Source organism: uncultured Thalassolituus sp. (genome assembly GCF_950066645.1).
In the GTDB taxonomy this organism is placed as follows: domain Bacteria; phylum Pseudomonadota; class Gammaproteobacteria; order Pseudomonadales; family Oceanobacteraceae; genus Thalassolituus.
This window is the reverse complement of the sequence record NZ_CATMFB010000006.1, coordinates 1-17,698: the sequence shown is the minus strand read 5'-3', so window position 1 is coordinate 17,698 and position 17,698 is coordinate 1. Positions and strand designations below refer to the sequence as shown.

Annotated in this window: 17 protein-coding genes and 1 tRNA gene; 13 read left to right on the top strand and 5 right to left on the bottom strand. The window is 54.0% G+C overall.

The annotated features are described in order from the left end of the window. Nucleotides 1-15: 15 nt before the first annotated feature. Together Q1L85_RS06785 and Q1L85_RS06780 are read left to right on the top strand one after the other, a co-directional pair. Nucleotides 16-2,055, top strand: coding sequence for a carboxylesterase family protein (locus tag Q1L85_RS06785; protein ID WP_300426025.1), 2,040 nt, complete (start codon nt 16-18; stop codon nt 2,053-2,055). A gap of 175 nt (nt 2,056-2,230) precedes the next feature. Continuing rightward, nucleotides 2,231-2,893, top strand: a complete 663-nt coding sequence (locus Q1L85_RS06780) for a hypothetical protein (protein WP_300426024.1) — start codon at nt 2,231-2,233, stop codon at nt 2,891-2,893. A 163-nt stretch (nt 2,894-3,056) separates the two neighbouring features. On the opposite strand, the gene Q1L85_RS06775 is transcribed toward Q1L85_RS06780, so the two are convergent. The 5 genes from Q1L85_RS06775 to flgA all read right to left on the bottom strand — a co-directional run bounded on the left by Q1L85_RS06775 (nt 3,057) and on the right by flgA (nt 5,458). Beyond that, nucleotides 3,057-3,132: transfer RNA gene (locus Q1L85_RS06775), tRNA-Arg, on the bottom strand. A gap of 50 nt (nt 3,133-3,182) precedes the next feature. Continuing rightward, nucleotides 3,183-3,923 carry a flagellar brake protein gene (locus Q1L85_RS06770; protein ID WP_300426023.1) on the bottom strand — a complete coding sequence of 247 codons (741 nt, stop codon included), beginning with the start codon at nt 3,921-3,923 and terminating at the stop codon, nt 3,183-3,185. A 13-nt stretch (nt 3,924-3,936) separates the two neighbouring features. Beyond that, a complete protein-coding gene (locus Q1L85_RS06765; protein ID WP_300426022.1) occupies nt 3,937-4,407 on the bottom strand; it encodes a flagella synthesis protein FlgN in 471 nt (156 codons plus the stop codon). 11 nt (nt 4,408-4,418) lie between these two features. Beyond that, nucleotides 4,419-4,748, bottom strand: coding sequence for a flagellar biosynthesis anti-sigma factor FlgM (flgM, locus tag Q1L85_RS06760; RefSeq protein WP_300426021.1), 330 nt, complete (start codon nt 4,746-4,748; stop codon nt 4,419-4,421). 62 nt (nt 4,749-4,810) lie between these two features. Next, the gene (gene flgA, locus Q1L85_RS06755; RefSeq protein ID WP_300426020.1) at nt 4,811-5,458 is read right to left on the bottom strand and encodes a flagellar basal body P-ring formation chaperone FlgA; all 648 of its coding nucleotides are present in this window, start codon (nt 5,456-5,458) and stop codon (nt 4,811-4,813) included. Between the two features lie 159 nt (nt 5,459-5,617). Between flgA and Q1L85_RS06750 the strand changes: the two genes are divergently transcribed. The 11 genes from Q1L85_RS06750 to Q1L85_RS06700 all read left to right on the top strand — a co-directional run bounded on the left by Q1L85_RS06750 (nt 5,618) and on the right by Q1L85_RS06700 (nt 17,092). Next, on the top strand, nt 5,618-6,541 hold the full coding sequence (locus Q1L85_RS06750; protein WP_300426019.1) for a chemotaxis protein CheV: 924 nt from the start codon (nt 5,618-5,620) through the stop codon (nt 6,539-6,541). A 10-nt stretch (nt 6,542-6,551) separates the two neighbouring features. Beyond that, nucleotides 6,552-7,394: a protein-glutamate O-methyltransferase CheR gene (locus Q1L85_RS06745; RefSeq protein ID WP_300432676.1), complete on the top strand. Its 843-nt coding sequence runs from the start codon at nt 6,552-6,554 to the stop codon at nt 7,392-7,394. Between the two features lie 160 nt (nt 7,395-7,554). Further along, nucleotides 7,555-7,965: a flagellar basal body rod protein FlgB gene (gene flgB, locus Q1L85_RS06740; RefSeq protein ID WP_300432674.1), complete on the top strand. Its 411-nt coding sequence runs from the start codon at nt 7,555-7,557 to the stop codon at nt 7,963-7,965. A gap of 2 nt (nt 7,966-7,967) precedes the next feature. Beyond that, nucleotides 7,968-8,417 (top strand): flagellar basal body rod protein FlgC, encoded by a 450-nt coding sequence (gene flgC, locus Q1L85_RS06735; protein WP_300432673.1) that lies wholly within the window; start codon nt 7,968-7,970, stop codon nt 8,415-8,417. A gap of 11 nt (nt 8,418-8,428) precedes the next feature. Further along, nucleotides 8,429-9,214, top strand: a complete 786-nt coding sequence (locus tag Q1L85_RS06730; protein WP_300432672.1) for a flagellar hook assembly protein FlgD — start codon at nt 8,429-8,431, stop codon at nt 9,212-9,214. Nucleotides 9,215-9,234: 20 nt separating this feature from the next. Then, nucleotides 9,235-12,858, top strand: coding sequence for a flagellar hook-basal body complex protein (locus tag Q1L85_RS06725; protein ID WP_300432670.1), 3,624 nt, complete (start codon nt 9,235-9,237; stop codon nt 12,856-12,858). Between the two features lie 269 nt (nt 12,859-13,127). Beyond that, nucleotides 13,128-13,874: a flagellar basal body rod protein FlgF gene (locus tag Q1L85_RS06720; protein WP_300432668.1), complete on the top strand. Its 747-nt coding sequence runs from the start codon at nt 13,128-13,130 to the stop codon at nt 13,872-13,874. A 14-nt stretch (nt 13,875-13,888) separates the two neighbouring features. Next, entirely contained in the window at nt 13,889-14,674 is a 786-nt protein-coding gene (flgG, locus tag Q1L85_RS06715) for a flagellar basal-body rod protein FlgG (RefSeq protein ID WP_300432666.1), read from the top strand. 12 nt (nt 14,675-14,686) lie between these two features. Then, nucleotides 14,687-15,370, top strand: a complete 684-nt coding sequence (gene flgH / locus Q1L85_RS06710; RefSeq protein WP_300432664.1) for a flagellar basal body L-ring protein FlgH — start codon at nt 14,687-14,689, stop codon at nt 15,368-15,370. A gap of 334 nt (nt 15,371-15,704) precedes the next feature. After that, entirely contained in the window at nt 15,705-16,805 is a 1,101-nt protein-coding gene (locus Q1L85_RS06705; RefSeq protein ID WP_300432662.1) for a flagellar basal body P-ring protein FlgI, read from the top strand. After that, nucleotides 16,802-17,092 (top strand): hypothetical protein, encoded by a 291-nt coding sequence (locus tag Q1L85_RS06700; protein ID WP_300432660.1) that lies wholly within the window; start codon nt 16,802-16,804, stop codon nt 17,090-17,092. Before Q1L85_RS06705 ends, Q1L85_RS06700 begins: the two co-directional genes overlap by 4 nt. Nucleotides 17,093-17,698 lie beyond the last annotated feature (606 nt).

Sequence of the window (17,698 nt, the reverse complement as noted above, 5' to 3'; positions counted from 1 at the left end):
AACAAAGGATCAGACATGCACATTCAAAGCACGAATCTCCCTATCCAGCGAGGGCTGCGCAGAGCCCTTGCGGCCATGCTTCCTGCGTTTCTGCTTGCGGGGTGTCAGGTCGACGGAACCGTCGAGCAAGACGGGCTTCCGCTTGCCGGCATCACAGTCATGGTGACTCAGGGCGCGGATAGTCTGTCGACGGTAACCGACAGGAATGGATACTACGAGTTTGAACTGCCCGCTGGCAGTTATTACGTCGAAATCGAAGCGCCGCAAGGATTTACCGGCACACCGGGCAGACGTATTTTCAAAAGTAGTGATACCAGCTCTGTCAGTGACGTGGACTTCCGCATTGATACCAGCACGCAGGTTGATACCGCACAAGGGCGTTTTTATGGCTTCACAGAAGACAATGGTGTTGTCAGTTATCAGGGCATCCGGGCGGCAGTTCCCCCTGTCGGTCCACGCCGCTGGACAGCACCCGAACTGATGCCAGAGTCCGATGAAAACATTCTTGCCGTGGCTCCGGGGGATATGTGTATACAGCTTGGCGATAAGCTCAACAGCGCACCCACTTCGCTGTACGGCGAAATGTTGGGGAGTGAAGATTGTCTCTATCTCAACATCTGGAAGCCGGCGGGCGTAGCCGAAGGTGAGAAGCGACCAGTGATGCTCTGGATCTATGGTGGCGGCAACTCATTGGGCGAAAGCAGTACCTATACCGGTAAATATCTGGCGGACACGTACGGTGTCATCGTCGTGAACTTTAACTACCGCACAGGCCCGCTTGGCTGGTTCTCTTTGCCTGAAATGCATGCTGGCAGCGAATCAGCTGAAACCCGTTCGGGTAACTATGGCACCCTGGATCAGGTGAATGCGCTGCGCTGGGTTAACCGCCATATTTCTGCATTTGGCGGTGACCCGGACAATGTCATGGTCTTCGGTGAATCTGCGGGTGCGTCGGCGACACTGGCGATGATGGCGTCTCCGTTAACTGAAGGGCTGTTTCACAAGGCTGCGGTACAGAGTGCGGCACTGGGGTGGATCACCGATCACTCGATCTGGCAAAGCCGCGATGTAGCAGAAAATCTGGTGACGGATGCCGTTCCGGGGTATGTCTCCAGTAGCCGCGAAATTCTGCTTCAGGCTTTTCAGCGCGACGGCCTGGCGGCAAGCAGAGACTCAGCCATTCATCTGTTGAATACCATGCCGCCCTCGCTGATGTCAGGATATCTCAGAAGCCTGTCGCCCGAGTCACTGATCAGTCTGTATGACACTAAGCTGGGCGCTTTCTTTGATATGCCGACCATTATTCAGGACGGCACGGTTATGCCAGACATGAGTGTTGAGGAGGTCTTCGCAGGAGGTCATTACCACAAAGTGCCAGTGATTCTGGGAACCAACCGTGATGAATATAAGCTCTTTCTTCTGTCACGCGATGACTACACCACCGAAGTCGCGGATACCTTGCCGCTGATTCAGAACTCGGGTGATTACCAGCTTGCTGCTGGCTATTACTCGCGCGCATGGGGCATTACCAGTATGTATCAGCTGGCCGACGCCATGTCGGCGCATCAGGAAAATGTATACGTCTACCGGTTTGACTGGGATGAAGAGCCAGATCTGGTTGCACTGGACATGGCAGAGGTCCTGGGGGCAGCCCATGGACTGGAAATCGGCTACACCATGAATAATCCGGATCTCGCCGTGACACCTTCACTGACGTTTGCGCTCTTCACTGAGAAGAATAAGCCAGGCCGTGACTACCTTGCTTCGACGATGTCGTCCTATTGGGCGAGCCTCGCACGTGATGGTCAGCCGGGTTCAGGTAGCGACGGTAGCCTCCCGGCCTGGACAGACTGGAGCCCTGACAGTGACGCAAGCCGGCTGATGGTCTTCGATACCCAGGAAGATCAGGGCACCGGAATGCAGGTCGCCAGCGACTATATGAACTCGCTCAAGCAGGAGTTGCTGACAGAAACCGGTTTCGACTCAGAATCCCGCTACTGCAACCTCTATAGCGAAGTGTTTGGAACTGCGGATCTGCCACTGCTATGTCAGTGAGCGGCAATGACCTCTGAATCGTGCAGCACCCAGGTCGTCACGGATGACGACCGCCTTTCCTCCGTATCATGATCTGCGACATGAATGGCGTAAAAGACAGTTGTATGTCGAATTACGCCCCCTGTAGACTCACGTTAACTGTCCTGAACCGAATACATAACAAATGGAATTACGCATGCGAAACAAAATCTCACTGGCGATCCTGATGGCTTCTCTTACCGCGGGGGCCAGCGCAGCCGAAAGCAGCTTTGATTACAACTACTTCGGTTTTTCCTACGGAATGCAGCGGATTGGTTTCGATGGCTTCAGCGATGAAGTCGCTGGCCATGTTTTTGCTGCGGACTACGCCGAAGAGATCAGTGACCGCCTCGTATACACCTTTCACATCGACAAGACGTTTTCTGAAGACTCCATATACTCCGGCGACGATCAGCTGCGGGTTGATATCAACGAATACAATCTGAATCTTGGTTTCGGGACATACTATCCGCTTGGCAGTCAGGCAGACCTGGTTGCAAACGCAGCGCTCGCGTACAACCACAAAGACAACGAGTTTCATCTGCGAGTTGAGGATGAGGGAGCTACCGACATTTATGAAGAAGGCTCGGAAGGCTCTCTGCGTCTGAGCGCCGGTATCCGCCTCTTTATTGAACCAAGCCGCTCTCTGGAAATCAGCCCACGCATACTCACCGTCACCAACGAAGACGAAACCCGTACTTATGGGGTGGGAACAGCATCGTTCCATCTGTACGACGTCATGGAAATCTACGGCGAGCTGACCACTGACCTCGGTGATGACTTCCGGGTATTTACCGTCGGTGCCAACATGCACTACTGATAGCGGGTTTGTCCGATACCCCCATAAATACCCCCGTTATGCTTTCACTGGGAAGTCTGACGGGGGTTTTTATTTGCCTTGAAGACGAGAATTGGCAACAACTACCGGCATCTGAGTGAAAAACAGCAAGGAAACATCAAACGGAAGGCTTTGAAAGGAGGTGTGGCCTCCCCACAGGGACTCGAACCCCGATCGGTCGCTTAGGAGGCGACTGCTCTATCCTGTTGAGCTATAGGGAGATTGCGGGGCATTCTAACGGTTGAGAGGCGGCCTGTCAGCAAAGACAGGCTCACAGGTCGTCGAGCTCGCCTTTCTGCTGTTCCTTCAGGCGTCGTTCTTCCCACTGAAATTCTGTGATCAGACGGTCGATGTAACGTTGGGCCTGAGGCGAGATCGACAGATAGGAAAAACCGCACTGTGTGTTCCCGTCTTCGTCGTTCACGATGTGGCGTGCTTCCAGGCTGCAGTCGATGGTGTTTTCCCGGTTAAACCGGACACGCGCCATCGAGATTTCTTTGTTTTCACGCAGAAGTTCGCTGATATCGCTGTCAAAGCGGGCTTTGAAACCACTGGATGACATATCAATCAGACGGCCCTGAACGCCTTCGTCTTCATGGTTGAAGCGCAGTTTTATCAGTATCTGATGAGCGGGCGGAACGAGTACGCGGTACGCCGTCCGGCGCTGAAGGTACAGGACTTCGTCAGGGAATTCGCAGCGATACTGCTCTTTCTCGGGTTGATATCGCAGGCGCCCGGTCATACGGAATTCAATCCGCACTCCCTGGCTGTCGCATTCGATAGAAAAACGCTTGCCACTGCGAATCAGGTCATTGCCCTGCAGGGGAATGACTTTGTCCATGAAGAAGCTGCGCGTTTTAAAGCTGGTGTGTGTAATGGCAGAGCGGTACTCACTGTCATCACCATCAATGCGGATGATCACCGGGCTACCCATCAGAACGATCTTGCGCAGCGCGCCGTAGACGTCCTCGGGGGTATTGAGCTGATACTCCTGATTATTCTCGTCTGGCATGACGATTTTCCTGTTATGCCTCAATACTTCTGAAACCGCGGCTGACACCACTGGCTTGACCTTGTTGATTATATAAGTGTGGATCATTCTGCTGAGCGTGCAAGATTTTAAGTTTCTGTTGAGTACGGAACCGCATTGCAAGAACCACATCGCCTAAGCGGGCGGAAAGATCGCGGTTGGTTTCGTAGCGAGCGGCAAGATGCTGCCACAGGTCGATGATATCGGGTTCGGTGGCAATGTCAGGCGCTTCGAGGCATTCAGCTGAGTGGGGGAGTTGCGACGCAGTCATCCAGTTCAGGCGCTCGGAAGCCTGTTGCCGGAGCAGCATCAGAAGCTCCTGTTTGGCTGGGTTCAGAGCCTGCAGGGCGGCTGAATCACCAGTGTTCAGAGTGTCCAGTTCCTGGCTGAGCAGGTCATGGAGACGGGTGGCTGTGTCCAGCTCGGAAGACAGCAGCCGTACGAAGTGTGCAGTATCCAGTGGCATAAGCCAGGACCTCAAGAGTCGAGACGGTCCTCGAAATCAAGCATTTTTCCTGCCAGCTTTTCGTAGTCGATCTTATATTCGCCATTCTGGATAGCGCTGCGGATACGTTCCACAGTGGCGTCGTCGACATCCTGCATGTCTTTTATCTCAGCTTCTATCTGCTGGATGCTTTTGCTGCTGGCGCTGAGCTTCACCTGATCGGTAAATCCGGCTGACTCCTTAGCCTTGCTGTCCGCACCCTGACTGGTGGTTGGCTTAACGGGCTCGTTGCTGCGACTGCGGCTGCTGTCGAGGCCGTTAGTGAATTTGTTGATGTTCATCATCATATCTCCGAGCTTCATTTACACTCCTGCATTGTAGTTATCGGCAGCCTTTTTCATTACTTTAATATTTTTTTGAATTGTTACCTGACCTGTACTAAACCGTCGGCCACAACCTCTGCATAGAGGGTTTTGTCGGTCTGTTCGTTGCGCACTCTGATGCGTTCGCCAAGATGTCCTGCCGAGAGGGCAGAGCCTTTCATCTCTATGCGTATGCCCGGGCGGTTCAGGCGTATGGTGACTGGCTGGCCGCGTTCAACTATGTCAGCGGGTTCCAGCATATCCGGATTCAGCGGTGTACCGGCACGAAGGCTGCGCTTGAGCATCATGCCGTCTATTTCTTCCGGGCTAGTCATGTAGCCCTGCGACAGATCTGCGGTGTTCATTTCAACCAATGTCACCTGGGCCGCGCTGACAGGCTGGTCGCGGACGGCATCTTCAGTCAGTACCACGACCTCCTGATAGACCTCTAGGTCAACCGCCAGAGTCTGAGTCCAGAAGGGCTGGTGGCAGCGCAGTTCGACGCCGTTGCGTCCAGGCTGGAGTGTACGGATCAGGTTCACTTCGGGGATCTGAACGCAATCCGGGAACTGATAACTTGCACTCAGGGTCGGAAAACTGACACTACTGCGGTGGTCATCACCACCGATCTGGTGCCAGCGCTGTAACAGGTTGTCACTGACCAGAGGGCGCCAGTCCGCGGCCTGCACCGCGGGACAGGTGAGTCCCACACAAAGTGCTGCAAAAATCCAAGCGCTTCGGCAGTTCTCTACTATGCTCATTGAATACAGCGTAAAAGACGTCATGAATCCGGCGTTTCCATTGATAAAACGACACTTTCAGTGAGTTGAGCAAAGGTCGTGCCGGATATACCTAGCAGAGAGGCACAGATGGCAGGTGTTCTTGAATCGGTCAACCAGCGGACGAAACTGGTCGGTGAAAACCGGCTGGAGCTGCTGCTTTTTCGTGTCAAAGGGGCACAGCTCTACGGCATAAACGTATTTAAGGTAAAAGAGATCATTCAGTGTCCCAAGCTGACTCTTCTGCCCGGGAGTAATCCTGTGGTCAGGGGGGTGGTCCATATCCGTTCGGGGACTATCCCCATCATGGATATGAGCATGGCGACGGGCAGTGCTCCGTTACCTGACGTAGAGAAAGCCTTTGTCATTATCACCGAATACAACGGTAAGACGCAGGGCTTCCTGGTCTCGTCGGTGGACAAGATCATTAACATGAACTGGGAGTCGATCCATCCACCACCGAAGGGGACTGGCCGGGAACACTACCTGACTGCCGTAACCGAAATTGAGAACAAGCTGGTGGAAATCATCGACGTAGAGAAGATCCTCGCTGAGGTGTCTCCGATACGCGAAGAAATCAGCGATGGCATTCTCAACGACGATATCCGCAATCAGGCGCAGAGCCGTAAGATACTGATTGTCGATGATTCGAAGATAGCGCGTAAGCAGATTACCCGTTGTCTTCAGAACATTGGACTTGAAGTCGTGGCTCTTGAAGATGGCCGTCAGGCGTGGGAACACCTCTATGGTATCCACGAAAGCGGAGAGCGGGTTCAGGATCACTACATGATGCTGATTTCGGATATTGAGATGCCCGAGATGGACGGTTACACGCTGGTGACCCGGATCCGATCGGAGCCGGCAATGGAAGGATTCTACGTTGTGCTGCACTCGTCATTGAGTGGGGTGTTTAATAAAGCCATGGTTGAAAAAGTGGGGGCGGATGACTTTATTGCTAAGTTCGATCCGGATGTCCTTGCCGATCACCTTGTACAACGACTGAATCTGGGATAAGCGTGGCAGGATGACAGATTCTTCTCAGTCTCTTGTGGTTTCGGCGGATGAATACTCGCAGTTCCGTCGACACCTTGAAACGTCATCCGGAATACTGTTGGGTGATGGCAAAGAGTATCTTGTCGTCAGCCGCCTGCGCCGACTGATGGCGCAGCGGAATCTGCCAAACATCACCGAACTACTGTACTGCATGGATCGTGACCGCCAGCTGTCCAGTCTGGTGATTGACGCCATGACGACCAATGAGACTCTGTGGTTCCGCGATTCTCACCCCTATAAAATCTTCCGCGAAAAGATCCTCCCCGAACTCGCTGAAAAAACCGGGCAGATACGCGTCTGGTCCGCAGCCTGTTCGACAGGGCAGGAACCCTATTCCCTGAAAATGGAGGAAGCTGAGTTTAACCGTCGTTTTCCCGGTAAGCTTAGGGGGTCTATGCGGATTCTGGCGACCGACATATCCACCTCGGCGCTTCTGACTGCCCGCCAGGGTGCCTATCCATGGTTGGCTATCCGCCGGGGAATGCCAGAGGAATACCTGGAGCGCTACTTTACCCGCGAGGGCGAAGACAGCTGGCGGATTCGTACGGAGCTGAAATCCGGCATCGAGTACCGGGAGTTTAATCTGCAGAGCAGTTACAGCTCACTCGGTAAGTTTGATGTGATCTTCTGCCGCAACGTTCTTATTTATTTCTCCAACGAGCGCAAGCGCGACATCCTTATCCGCATGCACGAGCTGCTGCCGCCGGGCGGATACCTGTTTCTGGGTGCTTCCGAGGCGATGACGCAGTTGGGCGAATACTACGAAATGATTGCCTGCCATCCAGGCATCTTATATCGGGCTAAAGCGCGCTGACCGTGTCGTCAGCCAAGCATTGCCACCGGCCGGTAATTGCCTGCCGTTACCGCTGTTTTGCCACCTCTGATTTTACTTAACCCATTGAAAGTATTGAATTTTTAAAACTGGCCCGGCTCTTGCTGTATTGATCACAACAGCAAACAGACCGGAGCAGGACATGGGCTCAATCAACTTCAACAACGCACTCGGCATTCACGACAACGCAATGATGTTGCGTGCACGTCGTGCAGAAGTCCTGGCCAACAACCTCGCCAACTCTGACACCCCGGGATACAAGGCCCGCGATTTCGACTTTCAGGCCATTCTTGCGAACGAAACCCGCAAAGACGAAGCTCTTGGAATGTCGCGCACTCACAGCGGTCACATTGCAGGAACAGCTGAATCCGGCGGCGGTGCTGACGGTGATCTTCTGTATCGCAATCCACTGCAGCCTTCTATTGACGGCAACACGGTAGATTCTCAGACCGAACAGGCCCTGTTTGCTCGTAACAGTCTTGATTACAACGCCAGCTTTGAATTTCTGAATGGTAAGTTCAAAGGCATGAAAGGCGCGATCCGCGGAGAATAATTATGTCACTGACCAGCGTACTTAATATTGCCGGAACCGGGATGACTGCACAGTCCATCCGTCTGAACACGACCGCCAGTAACATTGCCAACGCCGAAAGTGCTTCCAGCTCGGTTGATGAAACCTACCGTGCACGCAAGCCCTGGTTTTCGGTTCTGGAAAAAGAAATCAGCGCGAAAGCGACCGACGTTAACGGTTTTATGGAAACGGATGCTGCGATGGGCGCGGGTGTTCAGGTGCGCGGTATCGTTGAAAAAGACGCACCGCTGCAGGCGCGTTTTCAGCCAGATCATCCCATGGCAAACGACGACGGCTATGTCTATTACCCGAACGTGAATGTGGTGGAAGAAATGACAGACATGATGTCGTCTTCGCGCAGTTACCAGATGAACGTTGAAGTACTCAAGACCGCCAAGCAGATGCTGCAGCGCACGCTGACTCTGGGTCAATAAGGAGGAGTCTGATGTCAATTAATGAAGTCAGCAGTAACAGTGTTCTCGACCAGTACCGGACGAACACATCGACTCCTGAGAAAGAGAACGAACTGGGCCGTAATGCCTTCCTCGAGTTAATGGTTGCGCAGCTGAACAACCAGAACCCGCTGGAGCCAACCGATAACCAGGCGTTTGTCGCACAGCTCGCACAGTTCTCCACGGTCGAAGGCATCGACAACCTGAATGACTCTGCCGATTCGATGATGTCGCAGTTCACCTCAAATGCCGCATTGCAGGCATCCAGTCTGGTTGGCCAGTCTGTGATTGTTGAGGGGAATGATACCGGTCTGCTTACCAGTGGTGGTGTAGTCAGTGGCTATGTCGACGTGCCAGCCAGCGCAAGCAACATGATGCTCAACATTAAGAGCGCAAACGGTCAGCTGCTTGAGCAGATCCCGGTTGGTAACCACGCTCAGGGTGCGATGTCTGTGCGCTGGGATGGATACAACCTGATGGTCGACGGCGAAATTATTGAGCTGGACCGTAGCCAGCTGAATCTTGAGCAGTACGTCTACGACGACAACGGCGACATCATGCTGGATGACGACGGCAACCCGATTGAACGTGTTTACCCACCGGGCCAGTACGAATTCGAGCTGACCGGCAGCATCGGTGGTGATACCGAACAACTTGATATGCAGATGAGCTCTCGGGTCGATAGCGTGACCATGAGCGCCACCGGCACCGTGACACTGAATCTGACTGGTGGCCAGCGCGCCACGATGGATCAGATCAAACAAATTCTTGATGCCTGACCCGGCAGTGGAGAGACGATATGGCTTTTAATATTGGTTTAAGTGGTATCCGCGCAGCCTCAACCGACCTGGAAGTAACGGGTAATAACGTGGCAAACGCCAGCACAATCGGCTTTAAGGAGTCGCGTGCAGAGTTTGCTGACGTATATACCACGACGTTGCTGGGCACAGGTCTGAAGCCGGTCGGTAGTGGTGTCATGGTGGATAACGTCCGTCAGGAGTTCTCGCAGGGGAACATCAGCGGAACCGAAAATGCGCTCGATATGGCAATCGACGGTAACGGGTTCTTCGTTCTCAACGATCGTGGCAGTGTGACCTATACCCGCTCGGGCATATTCTCACTGGATAAAGATGGCTACGTCGTGGCAAACAACGGTTCGCGCCTGCAGGGCTATGCCGCCAATGCCAATGGGGTGGTGAATGGTGTTCTGGGTGACATCAATATTCAGGTAGCAAACCAGCCACCACGGTTGACCACACTGACTTCGGCCATCCTCAACCTGGATGCCGGTGAAGGAGTCCTGCAGGAGCAGGGTCTGCAGCTGGTCTCTAATGGTCTGTCCATCGGTGCCGCGGATGCGGGTATCGTAGAATCAACCAAAACCATACTGGCGTCAGCAGGGCAACCGACGACAGCAGGCGTTGCAGCTCAGGTGCTCTTTAATGAGACCGTCGCATCAGCAGCAGCTACTGGTTACGGTGCGATCTCTATGGACTTCGATATCGGTGATGGTAACGGCCTTCAGACCATTACGCTCACTGGTGTTGCCGCTGGTGCAACCAACCAGGAAGTGATTAACGATGTTCAGGCGGCACTGGATGCTGTCTTCGGATCACAGCAACTGCGTGCTTCAGAAGACCCTGCGACAGGCCAGTTACTGGTTCAGAGAGCAGGATATAACGCAACGAACGGTACCTCCTTCTCAATTGCGACAACACCGGGCTGGGACGCAATTTTTGATACTCCCGGAACCGCAACAGTAGCCGCTGGAACGGCCGGTACGACTCTGTTTGTTGGTGCGAGCCCGGTGACTGCAGACTTCCAGTCGATTCCTGGTACACAGACCACCACCCGGACCACCGCGTCACCACCGCTCAATATCGTGGCAAGTGACCCAGGTGAGTTTGCTGTACTCACTGCAAACAACACCTACAGCGCGCTCGACGTCAGCACGGCAAACGGTAACGTTCTGGCCTTCCGTATTGCCACCGAGGCGGGCGATCTGTACCCGATTAACCTGAGTGAAGCCGCCTGGGTTGGCGCGGCTCCGGGCAACTACGCCAGTGTCAGTACCGCTGAAGTCGTTGCAGAGATCAATGCTCAGATAACCGCGACAGCAGGTGCCGGTAACGAGCAGGTACTGGCCATCAACAATGCTGGCCGTATCGAATTCCAGGTGCAGGCGCCGGCATCCCGTGGTGACTTCGTTCAGATCGCGGACAACTCAGTAAGCTCCATCGGTTACGACCTGATTAATCTGGGCTTCCTGAGCAATAACCGTCTGGATACCGGGGTCGAGCCGGTACTTGCTAACAACGAGTTTGATCTGGAAGTGACAAGTACCACCGGCAATGGGGGTGGTCCGTTCACCATCACCATACCACCGGCAAACTACGCAAACCTCGAAGCTGTCGCCGTGGCGATCCAGCAGCAGATTGATATTTACATCGGTGCTGGTGGTCTGGCCGGTAAAGTCGAAGTGGATGCCGTCGGCGGACAACTGGTATTCACCAACAGCCTGGTAGGCGCAGGCGAGGGCATTTCGATCACGCCAACAGCGACGGAACCTCAGGCTGTTAACGAACTGGGCTTTGACAGTATGTTCGTGGTTACGGGTCAGGATGAAGTGGACCGTACCAACAGCTTCCGTATTAACCTGACGGTACCTGCCCCTGACGCTGACGGACGCAGCGGTTCAGTTGTTGTCACCCTTGATGAAGAGTACCGGTCTGTACAGCAGCTGGCGGCAAGTATTAACCGGCAGCTGAACAGTCAGGACGCTGACAGCTACATCGGTGTGCAGGCATCTGCAGTAGAAATTGAGCCACGCGTTGTGCCTCCTCAGTACAAGCTCCAGCTCTCTGCGGTAGAAGCGGGTGAGGCCTCAATCATCTCTATTACAAACATCTCCGCAAGTGGTCAGGATGTCAGCGAGGCAGAGCTGTTCGGGATTCTGCAGGTGAATCCGGACGACGGCTCCTTACTGACCACAGGTATTGAAGGCGTAACCAACGAATACCCAGAGCAACGGGTTACTCTGATTGACCCGGATGGTGAAGAGACTGAAATTGTTATCCCTGAACATGCTGAGGCGAATGAAATTGTTTCGATATTCAACCAGCAGCCCGGTGTAACGGCCTCTGCCGAAACCGTAATGACGTTGCCTGCATCCGGGTATAACAGCCCGGGTAATGACATGACGTTGACCATTAACGGACAGGTGCTGGAATCCACCAGTCTCGAAGAAATGGTGGATGAAATTAACGCCTTCCGGGCGACCACTCTGCCAGGCTTCCGCGCGTCCCTGACCAGTGATGGTGACCTGTTGATCACCAATGAAATCGGCCGCGACATCAAAGTGTCTATCAACAGCCCTGTGGTGACAGACTCTCTGGTCGTTCAGGGTGTTGAAGGGACCGGCCCCGTCGTCCTTGGTGGTACAACGGCTGCCGATGTTGCCGCGGCTGTGGGGGGAACCGTGAACTTCATTTTCAATGAAGGCTACGTGCTGCGCGATCCACAGCCTGTTGTCTCCGGTATTTTCGGGGCGCTGACGGACGATGAGTATACGGACTACGTCCTCAATTCCTTCGACCCGGACAACCAGGAGACCTACAACCACGCGACCTCAACCACCATTTACGACAGCCTGGGTAACGCTCACGTTATGACCCAGTACTTCGTCAAAGAGCCACTGGATCCGACCCGCCCGAACGAGCAGAACGTCTGGGCCATGTATGTGCTTATCGACGGCAATAACGTCGGTGATCCGGATCCGGCTCTGCCATTCCCGGAAAACCTGGAGCCAACAGCAGCGCGCTATGAACTCTTCTTTAACCAGGACGGTACGCTGGACGACATCGCCACCGGAGACATCTTTATCACCAACTGGGATCCGGTGGATGAGAATGGCGATGCCACCGGTGCTCAGACATCAGTGAACGTGCTGGAAGGTGGTCTGCCTCTGACTGATCCACCAACTAACTCAAACTTCCAGATCAGTCTGGCGGGCTCCACCCAGTTTGGCAGTGAGTTCTCGGTCAACGAGCTCAATCAGAACGGGTATGCCACAGGTCGTCTGACAGGTCTGGAAGTGGATGAGGAGGGGATTATCTTCGCCCGATTCACCAACGGACAGGCGCAGACACTGGGACAGGTCGCTCTGGCGAACTTCCGTAACCCTGAAGGACTGACCCCGGTGGGTGATACGGCCTGGGCAGAATCGTTCGAGTCTGGCATCCCGACCGTTGGCTCGCCACGAACCGCGTCGTTCGGGCAGATCAGGTCATCAGCACTGGAAGACTCTAACGTCGACCTGTCTGAAGAGCTGGTGGGGCTGATCATCGCGCAGCGGAACTTCCAGGCGAGTGCGAAGACGATTGAAACCGTCGATCAGGTGACACAGACGATTCTGAATATCTGATGATGGCGAATTTGTCACTCCCGCGAACGCGGGAGTCCATGATCAGAACAGCGCTGGATCTCCGCATTCGCGGAGATGACAGGTCACAGTACGGATGACAGATCCTTTTTTACCGGCAAGCCGTTGCCGCCATCCGTTGGCGGCATAGCGGCTTGCCGCCTAACTTTGGCGATATAAATCCATAAGTTATTGAAAAATATAGATTTTCAATAGTTGGCACACCCTTCGCAATGTTCTGACTAACTGAACGAATTGCAAAGGTATCCGTTATGGACCGCGCACTCTACATTGCCATGTCTGGCGCCAAACAGAACACCTGGGGGCAGGCAGCACACGCCAACAACCTCGCTAACGTTGCCACCACGGGTTTCCGCTCCGACTACACCCAGAGCCGTGCTCAGGGCGTATTTGGCGAGCATTTTCCTACTCGTGCATACGCGATGACCGAGCGCCCAGCCAGTGACATGAGCATGGGGCCGCTGGTTCAGACCGGCAACAATCTGGATCTCTCTATCGAAGGCGACGGCTGGTTTGCGGTCGTCGGCCCGGACGGTCAGGAAGCTTATACCCGCCGGGGTGACCTCAGTGTGGATGCACTGGGCCGTGTAGTTAACGGCAGTGGTCTGCAATTGATCGGAGATGGTGGTCCGGTGACGTTACCGGAATACGAGCAGATCGATATCAGCAAGGCCGGCATCATTACTATCCGCCCGAAAGGTGAAGTCCCGGCAGAAGTGGCCGAGCCTGTGCAGCTGAAACTGGTAAACCCGGACCCTGAAACACTGGAGAAAGGAGAAGACGGTCTTTTCCGCTTCCGCGAGGCTGGCACTCCGCCGGCACAGCCAGATCCAGCCATCAGCGTTATCGGCGGCTTCACAGAAGGCAGCAATGTTAATGCAGTCACCGAACTTACCAGCCTGATTCAGCTGAATCGTCAGTATGAAATGCAGGTGAAAATGATGAAGCGTGTGGATGAGCTGGCGTCCGCCACCACACAGATCATGTCGAATCAGTAACAGGAGTCTGAATTATGATGAACGCACTCTGGGTCAGTAAAACAGGACTCGAAGCACAGGACCTGGCACTGACCACCGTATCGAATAACCTGGCCAACGTGGCCACAACAGGCTTCAAAAAAGACCGTCCGGTATTTGAAGACCTGATCTACCAGATCCAGCGACAGCCGGGGGCGAACAGCTCTGCAGACAGCCGTCTGCCATCAGGTCTGCAATTGGGAACAGGCGTTCGTACCGCCGGAACCCAGAAGGTGTTCACCACCGGCTCGCTGGAAATCACAGACCAACCACTCGACATTGCAGTGAATGGTCGTGGTTTCTTTCAGATTGTTCTGCCTGACGGCAACATCGGTTACACCCGGGACGGTACGTTCCACATCAACAATGAAGGCGTGGTGGTTAACGTTAATGGCTATCCGCTGGAGCCTCAGATCACCATCCCTGAGCTGACCAATCAGCTGACCATCAGTCAGGACGGCATTGTGCAGGCTACTATGTTCGGCGATCCGAACCCGCAGCAGCTCGGCCAGATTGAAACCATCGACTTTATTAACCCGGCAGGGCTTCAGGCTGCAGGGGGAAACATCTTCCTCGAAACCGCAGCCAGTGGGGCACCTAATGCGGGTGTTCCCGGAGAAGACGGCTTCGGTCCAGTCATCCAGGGCGCACTGGAAAACTCCAATGTTGAGGTGGTGGAAGAACTGGTGAAGATGATTACCGTTCAGCGCGCCTACGAAATGAACTCTAAAGTCGTCTCTGCTGCCGATCAGATGCTGCAGTTCCTGACTCAGAACACTTGATGGAGGTGTAAGATGATACGTCTTAGCATCGCTGTGATTTTTGCATTCGTGACTGCATCCTGCGCAACAATCGACCCAGAGCGCAATGTGTTTCCTGACGACCCGGCGTTTGCCCCGGTCTCGGCTCAGAGTCTGCAGGCACCCCCGAGTAACGATGGATCTCTGTTTCAGCCACGCTACAGCTTCGGCTTATACACAGATCAACAGGCCACCCGGGTCGGAGACATTATTACGGTCATCTTCGATGAAGAATATCAATCGTCGAAATCGGCAGAAACCAGTGCGGATAAATCTTCGAACAACAGCCTGTCAGCCCCGAGCGTAATGGGCACGATCCCTGGCTGGAAAAACCTGACACTCGACAGCGAGACGGCCAACGACCGGCAATTCAGCGGCAAAGGTGAGGCCGACCGCTCCAATAGCCTGAGTGGTCAGATCAGTGTCACGGTGGCTGATATTCTTCCCAACGGGATTCTGCGCATTCGCGGCGAAAAGTGGCTCACCCTCAGTGAGGGCGACGAGTACATCCGCATCAGTGGTCTGGTTCGCCCGCAGGACATCACTCCTGACAACACAGTGGCGTCCAGCAAAGTCGCTGATGCGCGTATATCTTTTGGTGGCCGTGGCAACCTCAACAACAGCACGAAGCAGGGCTGGGCTGACCGTATCTTTATGTCCCCCTGGTGGCCGTTCTGACGTCAGTTTCTAGTGGATCCCCGCGTTCGCGAGGATGACAGCTGGGATGTCATCTTCACGAACGTGGAGACCCAGCGTCCTGCTTATATTTCAGAATGGATCCCCGCATACGCGAGGATGACAGCTGGGATGTCATCTCCACGAACGTGGAGATCCAGCGTCCTACTTGTGCTTCAGAATGGATCCCCGCATACGCGAGGATGACAGGTGGGATGTCATCTCCACGAATGTGGAGATCCAGCGTCCTGCTTGTACTTCAGACCGCAGCTCTTGGCACACCCCCTGCATTACCCTCTCTATATTTCGCAGAAACTGTGTAAAACAGGCAAAAATGATGAAAATCTGGCGTCAATTACTTGTCATTGTGCTGTTCGGCGGCCTGACAACCGCCGCATATGCAGAGCGCATAAAAGACATCACCAGCATTGCGGGCGTCCGCAGTAACCAGCTGATTGGTTACGGTCTGGTCGTAGGCCTGGATGGCACCGGTGATAAAGCGCCGTTCACCACTCAGACCTTCCGTAACATGATGAACGAGTTCGGAATCACCTTGCCGGCGGGAACCGACCCTAAGCTGAAAAATGTCGCCGCGGTATCTGTCACCGCCGAGCTTCCTCCGTTTGCCAAGCCCGGGCAGCGGGTTGATGTCACGGTCTCGTCTTTGGGTAATGCCAAAAGTCTTCGTGGTGGTTCTCTGCTGTTCACCCCAATGAAAGGCGCAGATGGCAATATCTACGCCGTTGCTCAGGGTAACCTGGTCGTAGGTGGCTTCGGTGCAGAAGGCAACGATGGCTCCAGCATTACGGTCAATGTTCCCAGCGTGGGAAGAATACCTAATGGGGCGAGTGTCGAAGCCTCTGTGCCCAGCACCTTCGGTCGTGGTGACAGCCTGATATTCAACCTTGATCAGCCTGATTTCACTACCGCACGTGCGATGACAGAAAAAATAAACGACCTTCTCGGGCCAAATACGGCAGAAGCGCTGGATGCAACCAGCATTCGCGTCAGTGCGCCACGGGACACCAGTCAGCGGGTGGCCTATCTTTCTCTGATAGAAAATCTCGAGATTGAGACCGGAAAAGAGCGGGCAAAAGTCATTATTAACTCACGCACTGGCACCATTGTTATGGGGCAGAACGTGATGATCGAGCCTGTGGCCGTTACCCACGGCAGCCTCACAGTCACCATTAACGAAGATTTTCAGGTAGCGCAGCCCAATGCGCTGGCAGAAGGAGAAACCGTTGTCGTGCCACAGACGAATATTAATGTGGACGACGGCGGAGACAGCCGGATGTTTAAATTTGGTCCCGGCGTAACTCTCGACGATATCGTGAAAGCAGTAAATGAAGTCGGCGCAGCGCCTGGCGATCTGATGGCGATACTTGAAGCAATGAAACAAGCTGGAGCGCTAAAAGCGGAACTGATCGTAATATGAATAATGACCTGTTTACTGAAGTAAAAAACCTGTCAGAAGAAATCCGCTCCCTCATCCGGCAGGGTGTGCGTGAAGGGGTGGAAGAGCGCATTCAGAAACGCAACGAAGTCATGCAGGCCTGGTTTTCGCAGGTATCTGACTTGATCAGCCTGACCAATGACCAACAACAATTTCTCGAAAACCTGCTGCAGGAAGAGCAGGCATTACTCGAGCAGCTACAGAATGAGCAGAACGGTATTGCCGGTCAGCAGCGCGGTCAGCAGAACGTGAAAAAATATCTGATCTGAGTTCTGGGCTCGCGCTTAACTCAGTCGTCGGCGCTTCATATTTGTCACCTCAATCTCCTATCTGTCATCTCCACTGGATATTTGTCATCTCCACGAACGTGGAGATCCAGCGCCCTGTAATAACTTCAGTATGGATCCCCGCATGCGCGAGGATGACAGATACGATGTCATCTCCATTGCATATTTGTCATCACCACTCCATATCTGTCATCTCCACGAACGTGGAGATCCAGCGCCCTGTAATAACTTCAGTATGGATCCCCGCATGCGCGAGGATGACATATGAGATGTCTCCTCTACAGGAGCTCTGTCATCGCCACTGTATATCTGTCATCTCCACGAACGTGGAGATCCAGCGTTCTGTAATAACTTCAGTATGGATCCCCGCATGCGCGAGGATGACAGATACGATGTCATCTCCACTGCATATTTGTCATCTCCACGAACGTGGAGATCCAGCGCCCTGTAATAACTTCAGCATGGATCCCCGCATGCGCGAAGATGACAGATACGATGTCATCTCCACTGCATATTTGTCATCTCCACGAACGTGGAGATCCAGCGCCCTGTAATAACTTCAGTATGGATCCCCGCATGCGCGAGGAT